Annotated in this window: 11 protein-coding genes and 1 riboswitch; of the genes, 2 read left to right on the top strand and 9 right to left on the bottom strand. The window is 64.7% G+C overall.

All coding sequences use genetic code 11. The features are described from left to right. The 5 genes from VD811_09255 to VD811_09275 form a co-directional block, all read right to left on the bottom strand. Nucleotides 1-467 (bottom strand): DUF6178 family protein (locus tag VD811_09255; protein ID HXV21154.1); only part of this gene is annotated, 467 nt, incomplete at its 3' end. A gap of 177 nt (nucleotides 468-644) precedes the next feature. Then, nucleotides 645-1,619: a xanthine dehydrogenase family protein subunit M gene (locus VD811_09260; protein ID HXV21155.1), complete on the bottom strand. Its 975-nt coding sequence runs from the start codon at nucleotides 1,617-1,619 to the stop codon at nucleotides 645-647. Nucleotides 1,620-1,622: 3 nt separating this feature from the next. Then, nucleotides 1,623-3,953 (bottom strand): xanthine dehydrogenase family protein molybdopterin-binding subunit, encoded by a 2,331-nt coding sequence (locus VD811_09265; protein HXV21156.1) that lies wholly within the window; start codon nucleotides 3,951-3,953, stop codon nucleotides 1,623-1,625. Then, entirely contained in the window at nucleotides 3,950-4,591 is a 642-nt protein-coding gene (locus VD811_09270) for a (2Fe-2S)-binding protein (protein ID HXV21157.1), read from the bottom strand. The genes VD811_09265 and VD811_09270 overlap by 4 nt, the downstream gene beginning before the upstream one ends. Nucleotides 4,592-4,679: 88 nt before the next feature. Then, nucleotides 4,680-5,375 (bottom strand): lipid-binding SYLF domain-containing protein, encoded by a 696-nt coding sequence (locus tag VD811_09275; protein ID HXV21158.1) that lies wholly within the window; start codon nucleotides 5,373-5,375, stop codon nucleotides 4,680-4,682. Nucleotides 5,376-5,668: 293 nt separating this feature from the next. On the opposite strand from VD811_09275, the gene VD811_09280 reads away from it, so the two are divergent. Continuing rightward, nucleotides 5,669-6,889 (top strand): OmpA family protein, encoded by a 1,221-nt coding sequence (locus VD811_09280; GenBank protein HXV21159.1) that lies wholly within the window; start codon nucleotides 5,669-5,671, stop codon nucleotides 6,887-6,889. Nucleotides 6,890-6,975: 86 nt separating this feature from the next. Here VD811_09280 and VD811_09285 read toward each other — a convergent pair whose 3' ends face one another. The 4 genes from VD811_09285 to crcB all read right to left on the bottom strand — a co-directional run bounded on the left by VD811_09285 (nucleotide 6,976) and on the right by crcB (nucleotide 11,540). Continuing rightward, nucleotides 6,976-9,567 (bottom strand): hypothetical protein, encoded by a 2,592-nt coding sequence (locus VD811_09285; GenBank protein ID HXV21160.1) that lies wholly within the window; start codon nucleotides 9,565-9,567, stop codon nucleotides 6,976-6,978. A gap of 313 nt (nucleotides 9,568-9,880) precedes the next feature. Further along, nucleotides 9,881-9,956, bottom strand: a riboswitch (cyclic di-GMP riboswitch). Between the two features lie 303 nt (nucleotides 9,957-10,259). Continuing rightward, entirely contained in the window at nucleotides 10,260-10,742 is a 483-nt protein-coding gene (locus tag VD811_09290; protein ID HXV21161.1) for a TerB family tellurite resistance protein, read from the bottom strand. A gap of 51 nt (nucleotides 10,743-10,793) precedes the next feature. After that, nucleotides 10,794-11,129, bottom strand: coding sequence for a DUF190 domain-containing protein (locus tag VD811_09295; protein HXV21162.1), 336 nt, complete (start codon nucleotides 11,127-11,129; stop codon nucleotides 10,794-10,796). A gap of 39 nt (nucleotides 11,130-11,168) precedes the next feature. Then, nucleotides 11,169-11,540, bottom strand: a complete 372-nt coding sequence (gene crcB / locus VD811_09300; protein ID HXV21163.1) for a fluoride efflux transporter CrcB — start codon at nucleotides 11,538-11,540, stop codon at nucleotides 11,169-11,171. 235 nt (nucleotides 11,541-11,775) lie between these two features. On the opposite strand from crcB, the gene VD811_09305 reads away from it, so the two are divergent. Further along, nucleotides 11,776-12,055 (top strand): sigma-70 factor domain-containing protein (locus VD811_09305; protein HXV21164.1); only part of this gene is annotated, 280 nt, incomplete at its 3' end.

A 12,055-nucleotide genomic window follows, 5' to 3' on the forward strand; every position in this document is an offset into this window, starting at 1 on the left:
CCGGGGGCGGCGGTGATGGTAATGAATTTCTTGATGGTCAGCACGAGCAGCCCGAAATCGATCCCGACGGCCATCTTCAGGCCTGCCTCCTCGCCGGCCTCGACCAGTTGGGTCAGCCAGAAAAGTGCCTTGTCGCCGTCGAGCAGATCGCCCTGCCAGCAGTCGAGGTCGAGAAAGGTGGTGAACTGCTCGCAGGTGACCAGCGGCAGCAGTTCGGGGATGTCCTCCACCCCCAGTTCCTTGAAGAGCAGGAAGAGTTCCTGGGCCGGCAGCCGGCGCACCAGCTCCTCGGCATCCTGTGCCTCGATGAGCAGGTCGTACTTCTGGCGACCGTGGGCGCTGCGCACCATCTCCAGACGCTCGGCCAGGGAGAGGGCGTTGAACTCTCTGGGGGTCAGGCGGCGCGGTGCCCGCAGCAGAGTGAGGTGCTTCACCTTCTTTTCGCGGGGCAGATCGATTCGGGCCATACGGGTAAACTCCTGCCGGCTCATGATTTTTTCACCGGGCGGACAATGTAATCCACCGCCAGGGGAAGGTCAAGGAAAGTTCTCCGGCAGCTAGTCCGCAAGGGCTGGCAAGCGCCAAAAAGCCGCTCCCCCTGAAGACAGAGCGGCTTTTCGGTCCTGCCTTCGTGCGTCCTTGACTCAGCCGGCGATCTTCCGCAGCTCCTCCTCGATCAGCCCCTCGAACAGCGCGACCTTGTAGCCGTTGTGCTGCAGCGGCGCGGCGCCCTGCAGGGCCGCCTCGGCGGCCCGTTTCGCCGCCTCCGCATCCAGCTTGCGGCCGGTCAGGGCCGCTTCGGCTTCCCGCGCGCGCCAGGGGACGGGGGCGGCGCCGCTGAGCACCACCCGGGCCTGGCCGACCCGGTCGCCGTCGACCTGCAGGGCCAGGGCCACCCCGGCGACGGCGAAGTCCCAGGAGCGGCGGGCCCGCACCTTGCGGAAGGCGCTGCGCAGGCCGGGCCGGGGGGGCGGCAGGAGGATCTCGGTGAGGATCTCCTGCGGCCCGAGGGCGGTCTCCCGCTGCGGGTCGACCGCCGGCGGCACGTGGAAGTCTTCCACTGCCACCTCCCGGGGGCCGCCCGGGCCGGCGATGCGCACCCTGGCGTCGAGGGCGACCAGCGCCGGAGCGATGTCTGAGGGGTGGACGATGTAGCAGTCCTTCCCGCCCAGGATGCAGTGGTACTGGTTTTCGCCGGCGAAGGCGAAACAGGTCGGCCCCCCCTTGCGCAGGCAGTCGAACTCGCCGCGGTAGTACCAGCAGCGCGGCTTCTGGCAGAGGTTGCCGCCGAGCGTCCCCTGGCGGCGCAGCTGGGGGCTGGCCACCTCCTGAGCGCTCTGGGCGAGCAGGGGATAGTGCCGGCGGATCTCCGAATGTTCCGCCACCTGGGTGACGGTGGTCAGGGCGCCGATGCGCAGGCCGCCCCCGGCGCCGGGTCCGATGCCCCGCAGCTCTTCCAGGCCGCTGATGCTCACCAGCTTGCCGGCGGTAAAGACGTGGTCGTGCAGGCAGCCGAGCAGGTCGGTGCCGCCGGCGTGGACCCTGGCCTGGTCCGTGCCGAGCTGACGGATCGCCTCCTTGAGGGAGGCGGCCTTGACGTAGCTGAAGTTCGGCAGCATGGTTCAGCCCTCCTTTCCGGCGGCGGCCAGCAACCGGCTGAGCTGCAGCGGGTCGATGGGAGAGTTCGCCACCCGGACGCCGGTGGCGTGGCAGACCGCGTTGGCGACGGCCGCCGCGGTGGGGATGGTCGTCGGCTCGCCCAATCCCTTGGCACCAACCAGGTTCGCCTCCGGGTCGGGCCGGTCGATGGGGAGCGAGACCATCTCCGGCGGCACGTCGAGCATGGTCGGCAGCTTGTAGTCGTGCCAGTTCCTGTTCACCATCTTGCCGGTCTGGCTGCCGTCGAACAGCCGCTGCTCACTCATCGCCAGGCCGATCCCCATGGTGATGCCGCCGTGCACCTGACTGTCGAAGGTCAGCCGGTCCATCACCCGGCCGCTCTCGCTGGTCCCGAGGAAACGCAGGATACGCACCTCGCCGGTGCCGGTGTCGACCTCCACCTCGCAGAACTGGGCGGCGAAGGGGTTGACCACCTTCCCCTCGGGATTGGGGCCGCGGTAGCCGACGCCGACGGCCACCCCCCGCGCCTTCAGGCGGGAGACGTCGGTGAGGGCGATCTTTTTCGACCGGTCGCTGCGCACCACGATCTCGCCGCTCTCGAAATCGAGTCCGGCCGCCGGCACGCCCAGGTCCCCGGCGGCCATCTCCAGCAGCTGCCGCTTGAGCTCGACAGCGGCGGCGCGCACCGCCGGCGCCTCGGTGGGGACCGTCTTGCTGCCGCCGCTGGGGGTGGCGTACTGGGTGGTGCCGGTGTCGGCGTTCTCGATCTGGATCACGCCGGGGTCGACCCCCAGCTCTTCGGCTACCACCAGAGCCATGACCGTCTTGGTGCCGGTGCCGATGTCGCTGGCCCCGAGGTTCAGGTTGACGCTGCCGTCGGCGAAGAGCTTGACGATCGCCGTCGAGGGGGGCCGGCCGCCGCCGGCGGCCCAGAGGCAGCAGCCCATGCCGACGCCGCGCCGCAGACGGCTCTTCTGGTCGCCCTGGGCCGCCTGCTTGCGGGCCTGCCGCCAGCCGAAGGCCTCGGCGCCCTGCTCGATGCAGGCGCGCAGGCCGGTGCTGGTGTAGGGTGGACTCCCTTCCCGCCCCTGACTGACCACGGGGATGTTCTTCAGGCGCAGTTCGACCGGGTCCATGCCGATCGCCTCGGCCAGCTCGTCCATCATCTGCTCCAGCGCCCAGGAGCACTGGGGATGGCCGGGGGCGCGGAAGGGACGGGCCGGGCCGCCGTGGATGTAGAGGTCGGCGGTCTCGGTGCGGACGTTGGGGCAGAGGTAGAGGTCCCTGACCAGCCAGTCGAGCAGGTTGGCCCCCCCGGCCGGGTAGGCGCCGCCGCTGGCGGTGGCGGTGAATTCGAGGGCGGTCAGGGTGCCGTCCTTTTTGACCCCCGCCTTGAGCTTCATGTTGGCCGGCGGCCGGTTGCCGACGGCGAGGAAGGTCTCCTCCCGGCTCAGGAAGAGCTTGACCGGGCGGGCGGTCAGCTTCGCCAGCAGGGCGGCGATGACCGTGTACTTGCCGGGCCGCAGCTTGCTACCGAAGCCGCCGCCGACATAGTGGCCGATGACCCGCACCCGCGACAGCGGCATCCCCAGGACTTCGGCCACGCCGGCCTGGACGGCGTAGACCCCCTGGGTCGACTCCCAGAGGGTCAGGGCATTCCCCTCCCAGTTGGCCACGCAGCCGTGCAGCTCCAGCGGCGTGTGCAGCTCGGCCTCGGTGCGGTACTGCCGCTCGAGGACCACATCGGCCTCGGCGAACCCCTTCGCCACGTCCCCCCGGCTGTAGGTTTCGGGCGGCTTGACCCGGTTGCCGCCGCTGTGGACCTGCGGGGCGCCGGCCGCCAGGGCCTGGCGCTCGTCGATGACAAAGGGGAGGACCTCGTACTCGACCCGGATCGCCCGCAGCGCATCCCGGGCCTGATAGGGGGTGTCGGCGGCGACCGCCGCCACCGCCTCCCCCTCGAAGCGGCAGTGGGGGTCGAAGAGTTTGCTCCTCACCTCCTTGTCCCAGGGCCAGACCAGATCGGCGCCCGGCGTGGCGGCGCTGAGCACCGCCCGCACTCCCGGCATCGTCGCCGCCGGCCCGGTGTCGACCTTTTTGACCAGGGCATGGGGATGGGGAGAGCGCAGGATGGCGCCGTAGAGCATCCCCGGCAGGGTGACGTCGGAGGGATAGACGGCCGTGCCGCTGACCCGCGCATAGCCGTCGACGCGGGCGAGGCGCTCCCCGACGATCCGGGTCTGGCCCCAGGGCGCCGGCGCGACGCCCGGCTCCGGCGTCTCCGGAACCGGAATCCCCCGGGTGTAGTACTGATCCTTCTGCTCGTCGGTCATGGCTCACCTCGCTCCTGGCGCCGCAGCTGCGCCGCCCGCCGGACGGAGGCGACGATGTGCGGGTAGGCGCCGCAGCGGCAGAGGTTGCCGCTCATCTCCCGGGCGATCTCCTCCGGGGAAGGGTCGGGGTTGGCGCGCAACAGCCCCTCGGCGGCCATGATCTGACCCGGCGTGCAGTAGCCGCACTGGTAGCCGTCCTCCTCGAGAAAGGCCTGCTGGGTGGGGCCGAGTTCCTCGCCCCGCATGAGCCCCTCCAGGGTGGTGATCTCGTGCCCTTCGGCCTCCACCGCCAAGGTCAGGCAGGCGTAGCGGGGAACCCCGTCGATGAGGACGGTGCAGGCGCCGCACTCGCCCCGCTCGCAGCCGACCTTGGTGCCGGTCAGGCCGAGCCGCTCGCGCAGCACGAAGAGCAGCGGCCAGCGCGGCTCGACCAGCAGGCGGTAGGCCCGGCCGTTGATACGCAGGGTCACCTTGGCCATCTCCTCAGCGGTCATCACCCCCTTGTCGGCGGTGGCGGCAACGGCGACCTTGCCGGAAACCGCCACTGCCGCCGCCCCCGCTCCCACCGTGGCGATGAAGCCGCGGCGGGTCAGGCCGCCGCGGCAGGCGCATTCGTCATCCTGGCCTTTTTTCTTCACGGGCTTCTCCTTCGATTGGCCGGCGGTCGTACTCCGGTATCTAAACGAAATCCATTATGTATCGTAATGGAGCGCTGTCAAACGGCCCTCAGGGTTGGCGTTTGCCGCCGGCATGCTTTTCAAGCGTCAGCTGCAGGCGTTCCGCCGCCTCGGGCGTGGGGACGTCACGACCGGCCAGAAGCTCCCCGGCGCCAATTCCAGGTCGCCCGTAGAAGGCGGCGTTGGCTTCATTGTCGACTTGCAGCGCCGACCCTTCCAGTGAAATTCCGGCGAAAATCCCGCGGCTGCGCGAGTAGGAATAGATTTCCGCCTTGAGTTGCACATCGGTCGCCCCTTCGACACGGCGCCCCACCGGGCCGGCGGCCACTCCCGCATCGACGCCGAGGGTGAATTTGCCCTTCATCATCCCCTCGATGCTGCGTCTGTTTTTAAAAACCAGCACGACGTCCGTCGATTCGGCGCCGATCTGCCAGCCGACACTGCCACCGGTCAGGGAAATGAAGACAGGGTTGCTCCATCGTCCCGCATCGTCCCTGACCAGCACAACGCCGGTCCCGTGGCGGCCGCCGACGACGAGACCGACCTTGATGACCTCGGGAACAATGGCGATGCCGTAGGCGTTGGCGAGCAGCTCCGGCGGAATGGCGCTCTCGGGTATGGCCGTGAGTTGCTCCAGCACGGTCACGGCCAACTCAACCTTTGCCGTTTCCTTCCCGGCGGCCACAGCCCCGCCAAGCGGCAGCAGCAGTGCACACATCGCAAGTGCAACGGTTCGATAGTTCATAACCGGCTCCTTTCTGCGAAAAGCCTTTGCGTCCCCCTGCACACAGGCCACACCAACCGTTTATGTCCAGTATAGTCTGTACATCGGCAAGAAAAAGCTCCGCCTCGACAATAATAACCAGAGATGACTGCTTGCATTCACACGGTGAACTGATACGATTTTGCTCATTAGTGTCTTTTAGCCGGCGAAGACCAATCCTGCCACAACAGATCCAAGGGTCCAACCTCCTCGCCCCTGGTCCGGATCGGCTGAAAAGTATCAACCACATTGTTTCAACAAAAGGGAGGCTCGCAATGAGTAGAAAATGGCTAGGAACCTTGTTATGCCTGCTGTGCACTTTGCTGTTCGCCGGTTGCGCTACCCGGGCGCCGCTGCAGTTCCAACCACACCCGTTCGAAACCGGGAAATACGCGCCCAAGATTGCCAATTTCCAGATCATCTTCGACGCCTCGGATAGCATGGACAACATCAATAACGGCGAGCAGAGATTTCCAACGGCCAGGAATTTCGTCAACAGCCTGAATCAGAGCATCCCTTCGGATTTGACTTATAATGGCGGCCTGCGCTCTTTCGGCCACGACCCCAGGCAGTCGCAGGCGTTGACGGCGCTCCCCTACGGCATGACCCGCTACTCCCGCGACGGCCTCGCCGGCGGAGTGAGCAGCATCAAGCAGGTCGGCGGCGATAGTCCACTGTCGGCGGCGCTGCAAGCCGCGGGTGCCGATCTGAAGTCTGCGCCGGGCAACAGCGCGATCATCGTCGTCAGCGACGGCGTGAAGATGGAAGACGCTCCGGCCGCTGCCGCCAGGATCAAGTCTGAGTTGGGCGATAAACTCTGCATCTACACGGTCTGGATAGGCGACAGCCTGGAAGGCAAGAAGAACCTCGAAGGCGTCGCCAAGGCCGGCCAATGCGGCACGGCAGTGGCAGCCGCGGCACTGACCGATCCCAACAAATTCTCGGCGTTTGTGGCACAGGTCTTCCTGACCGACAAACCAGCCCCGGCCCCGGCCCCGGCACCAGCGCCGGCTCCTTCTCCCGCGCCGGCACCAGCCCCGGCACCGGTGGTCATGGACAGCGATGGTGACGGCGTACTCGATGATCGGGATCAATGCCCCGGCACCCCGAAGGGAGTCATCGTCGACGACAAGGGTTGCGAACTGAAACTCACCCTGCGCATCAACTTCGACTCCGACAAGGCGGAGATCAAGCCCGAGTTCAAGTCCGAACTGGACAAGGCGGCCACGTTCATCCGGAAGAACAGTCAGGTCCCCTATATTCTTCTGGCGGGATATACGGACAACATCGGTGCTGACGAGTACAATCAGAAGCTTTCCGAGCGGCGGGCAAAGGCCGTACGCCAGGCACTGATCGACAACTACGGCATCGACGCCGGCAAGCTGGTCGCCAGAGGCTACGGCAAAGCCCAGCCGGCCGCCGACAATGCCACGGAAGAAGGACGCTACCAGAACCGTCGGGTGGAACTCATTTGCTGCGTGGTCATTCCTGACTGACGCTGCCGCAACGACGCAGTAACGCCAAGAAGGGCCAGGAAATCCTGGCCCTTCTTGGCGTTGCAACTGCAAAACCTCCAAAAACTTCAGGAGTTCCTGGCGTTGCGGGGATGGTGTCGGAGAATGGGAATCTGGCTGAGCGCCTGGGTCCGGCTCTGCGAAGATTTGCCGAGCGGCAGACGTTCGGTTTCTATGCCGGTGACACGGAGGAATTTGTCGGCTTCCTGCATGGTTCTGGCATAGGCATCCTGATTATGGGGGGGGGTGGCCGGCACGTACACCAGGACCCGGTTGCTGGAAGCCAGGCGAAAAGCGACATAAACCTGCCTGCCTTTTCCTTTTTTCAAGGCAACGATGTAGGCCGTACAGTATTGATTCGGAAACCCTTCCAGCGAAAGTTGCGTCCTGCTGACCGACTGGTAAACCTCCAGCACATCGTCTTCGGACTCATAAGCAACGTCAGCAAAGTCCCAGTCGACCTGAAAGAAGACTCCCGATGTCGATGGCCGGGAAGTCGGTTTGGGTGGCGGTGCTACCGACTGTTCCATTGCACTGCTGTCACTATTGAAACGTCCGCCGAGGGATGGCAAGGCGGTGGACTGGCGACTCCTTTCCACGGCTCCGCGTTTCCCCCTGATGGGCACTTCCGCCCTCTCCAACATGCGTTGCTCGATCCGGGCCTTCTCAAGCTCCAGCCGCTCCCGCTCGCGGCGTTCGGCCTCGACCCGCTCCGCCGTCAGCCGGGCGAGTTCGGCCAGTTCCCCAGCTCGCTCGGCGACGCTGGCCTGTTCCGCGGCCCGCTGCTCTGCGGCCGACTTGGCAGCTTCCAATCGCTCCCGCTCAAGCCGCTCCACAGCCGCCTGCCTCTCGGCCCGCCGAACCGCCTCGGCCATTTCCGTCGCCCGTTGCTCCACCGCCGCCCTCTCCGCCGCCAAGCGTTCTCGCTCGGCCAGCGCAGCTGGCTGTCGCTCAGGTCCCTTCTGGCAGGAGATGGCCTGCATTCCGGCTGAACCGACAGTCTCGACCAGACCGGCAACCGGTTTCTCCGCCGCCGTGCCCTCTGCCATCAAGCGCTCCCGTCCGGCTCGCTCGATTTCGATGCTCCGTTCCACCGCTTTGACCGCCTCGCCCAGTTCGGCCGCTCGTTGATCTGCGGCTGTCTTCTCGGCTGCCAAGCGCTCACGCTCGGCCTGTTCCCGTTTGGCCTGCGCTGCGACCAGTCGCTCCTGTTCCCTTCGGAAGTTGATCGCTTGCAACTCGACTCTCTGCACGGCGTCGCTCAGTTCAGCCGTCCGCTGCTCGGCTGCCGACTTCGCCGCGAGCAACTGCTCCTGTTCATTTCGCTCAGTTTCGACCCGTTGCTCCACCTGCAGGGCCATCTCGGCCAGTTCCGCCGCCCGCTTTTCCGCCTGGGCCTTTTCGGCGAGCAACTGCTCCCGCTTCGCCAGCTCAGTTTCGACCCGGGACTGCACCTGCTTGACCGCCTCGCCCAGCTCCGTCGTGCGCTGTTCGGCGGCGGCCTTCTCGGCTGCCAATCGCTGCCGCTCGGCCTGTTCCCGTTTGGCCTGCGCTGCGGCCTGCTGCTCCTGTTCCTGACGAAAGGCGGCGGCATGTATTTCGATGGCCCGCATGGCCTCGGCAAGTTCTGCTATCCGTTGTTCAGCAGCCGCTTTTGCGGCCAGCAACTGCTCCCGTTCGATCCGCTGCGTTTCGGCCTGCTCTGCCGCCTGCCGGGTCGTCTCGGCCAACTCCGCCGCCCGCTGCTCGGCGGCCGCCTTCGCGGCTTCCAGACGCTCCCGCTCGACCCGTTCGGCTTCAGCCCGCTCTGCCGCCTGGCGAGCCGTCTCGGCCAACTCTGCCGCCCGCTGCTCGGCGGCCGCCTTCGCGGCTTCCAGGCGTTCCCGTTCGACCCGTTCGGCTTCAGCGCGCTCTGCCGCCTGGCGAGCCGCTTCGGCCATTTCCGCCGCCCGCTCCGCAGCCAGTGCCTTGGCGCCTTCCAGGCGCTCCCGTTCGACCCGTTCGGCTTCGGCCCGCTCTGCCCCTTGGCGGATTGTCTCGGCCAGCTCTCCCGCCCGCTGCTCTGCAGCCGACTTCGCAGCTTCCAGGCGTTCCAACTCCTTCGCCAAACGCTGCATCTCCGGTGAATCCCCCTGGCCCGAATCCACCTTCGGCTGAACTGCCGCAGAGGGGGGCACCGCCAATTCGCCGCCCGCGGTTGGGGGGCGCTGTGTTTGGCCGGCTTGCCCTGGCACCTTCGCGGCGGGTGCGGCAGCATCCTCGGGCCTGACCACTTCGAACCGTGGGCCAAGCAGCCTTTCGACTGCCTGGCGAGTCGCTGTCACCTTTTCCTCGACAATACTCTCCGCTTCCAGTTTCCTGACCGCCTCTTTGATATCCGCATGCCGCTCCTGGCGAGCCCTCTCCCGTGCGGCCCGGCGGGCCGGAGAAAGTCCGGTGGCAGCTTCATCCGGCGCTTCGCTTTCTTCTTGTTGCAGGGCCAGGCGTTCCAACTCGGCCAATTCCTCTGCCTTTTGTGCGGCAGCCTTTCTGGCCGCAGCGGACGAAAGAAGCACCGGGATGTCACGAATCACCACCTCGCGCATGGCAGTACTGAACCTGAGGTTGACACTTTCCATTGCAAAGCCCATCGCCTGGCAAGCGTCAATCGCCCCTTTCATGGCAGCTTCATAACCGGTTTTTCCCTTTTTTTCAGTAGCAATGGAATAAACCAGATTGCGTTTGCAGCTCTTACTGTGCAGTGCAACGAATACCTGATACTCATCCTCTCTCCTGATTCCGAAAACGAATGCCTGGCAAGGAAGGGTCGGAACAGCGCCTCCAGGCAATTCGCAGGTCTCGCGCGAACGAAAAATCGCATCCACTTCCGCCTCAACTGCTTCGATATAAGGCTGAGATTCTTCCCCCACCCGCATATTGGCTCCTGGATATGAAAACTCTAAAAAAAACGGGTTGCGGAAATATCTGTGATATTTCGGCAACCCGGCTGTCTCAGGGAGACCCGTAGGCTTTCCGCCCCATTCTCGCGAATGGTTTAGTATTATCGACTATCGCCCTGGATCTGCATGAACAGCCTATCATCTAGCCCAAACTTCGAATCCGGTCAACAAAAAAAATCGACAGGCCGCATGGTTACTTCTGCCAGCATAGCATTGGCTGGAAACGCTCGAAACCGCCGGGTTTTTTCCTGCTCACACCGACAGCAACCAGGATTCGCAAATTATAGCCCGGCAGATATCAAAAATACCTTACAACCCTGGCGGCAGAGGCGCAGCTGCGAAAAAAGAGCGGAGATGGGGAGCGTTGACGTGGGTTGGGGGAAAGACCGAAAGGTTTTGAAACGAGCGGTTGTTCATGTTGTGGGTGACTGGCGGGCAGGGCGGTCCGGGCGGAGTTCATCTAGAACCTTCACCTTGGCCTCGATCATCTCGCCGTGGGCGAGACCCAGCAGCGTGGCCACCTGGCGAACCAGATAGTCTTCGTACTTGTCGAGCACCCCGTCGGCGTAGATGAGGCGCCAGAGAGCATCCATCATTTCCAGCTTTTCCGGGCGGGAGAAATGCTCCTTGATCTGGCGGGTGAACTGGAAGAGGTCGAGGCTTTGCTGCCGCTGCTCCCGGGCATAGTCGATCAGCTCGGTAACGTCCTGATCGGAGATATCGAACTTGCGCTGCAGCAGGTCGCGGACCAGCGTCTGCTCCATGGCGTGGAACTCCTCATCGGCGTGCGCCATTTCCAGCAGTACGACACAGGTTGCCACCTGGAGGCGTTCATGTTCCCGCGCCGGCTCCCGGGCCGGACCGCCGCCGAGGAGAGATTTGATATGGTTCAGCATGTTCAGCTTCCTCGCTGTCTTAAAGTAAGGTGGGCGAGATGAATCGCGCCCCTACGCGCCGGTATAGCGGATCACCCACGCCCGCTCAAGGGTGATCATCCCTCCCTTGACCATGCGGTCGAGAAAGGGGCGAACGGCATCGATCTTCTCCTGGCTGTCGATGACCTCGATGACCACCGGCAGGTCTCCGGAGAGGCGCAGCACCTTGTCGGTGTGCATCACGCTGCGGGCGCCGAATCCCATCGCCCCCTTGAGAACAGTGGCCCCGGCGAACCCCTCCCGGCGGAAGAGCTCCACCAGGGCCTCGTACAGAGGTTTGTGCTCCCAGCGGTCACTCTCGCCGACAAAGATGCGCATCAGGATCTGTTCGCCTTCGAGCTTTGCCATAGAGTTTTATCCTTTGGTCGGGGCGTGATGAATCCCCCGCTACAATTGCCGCGCCAGAAGGATTCCCAGGCCGGCGCAGACGATGCAGATGGTGACGTTGAGCAGGATATTGGCTCCTGCCTGCAGCAGGCTCCCCTCTTCGAGCAGGCGGAAGGTTTCGTAGGAGAAGGTGGAAAAGGTGGTGAATCCGCCCAGAAAACCGACGGTGAGGCCGAGGCGAAGTTCGGACGAGAGCAGAGTGCTGCGCAGGCTCCCTTCCATGATCAGACCGATGAGCAAGGAGCCGACGACATTGACCACCAGGGTGCCGTAGGGGAGTCCGCGTCCCGCCAGAGCATAGGTCCACCCCGAGACGAAGTAGCGCGCCAGACATCCGAGGGCACCGAAGATGCCGATGTAAGCAACTTGCATGCAATCCGTCAAACTGGAGGGTTAGGAACTGCCCGGGGACTGACCTGGGCGCTGCCACCGCTGCCGAACCCTCGCCATTATGGTTTCCGCTCCGGCCTCTGTCAACCCCAACCAGCCTCCTCGCCCGGATTTCTCCTTGCGTCATACTGCCAGGATTTGCTATATATCAGTGGCACTCTCCGCACCAGAGTGCTAATCTTTTGTTTTTAAAGATCTTTCGGAGGAAATAAGCACAATGAGCACGTTCCATCTGCCAGTTGTCATCGACACCTGGGACCATTATCTGGCCCAGATCAGCCGCTTCGACCTGCTCTCCCGCGAAGAGGAGTACGAACTGGCCACGCGCTACCGGCGGCGAGGCGACCTGGAGGCGGCACACCGGTTGATCTGCGCCAACCTGCGCTTTGTCGTCAAGATCGCCAACGAGTATCGCGCCTACGGCATGAAAGGCCTCGACCTTGTCCAGGAGGGGAACATCGGCCTGATGATGGCGGTCAAAAAGTTCGATCCGGAGC

The sequence above is a fragment of the Desulfuromonadales bacterium genome (assembly GCA_035620395.1).
Taxonomy (GTDB): Bacteria; Desulfobacterota; Desulfuromonadia; order Desulfuromonadales; family DASPGW01; genus DASPGW01.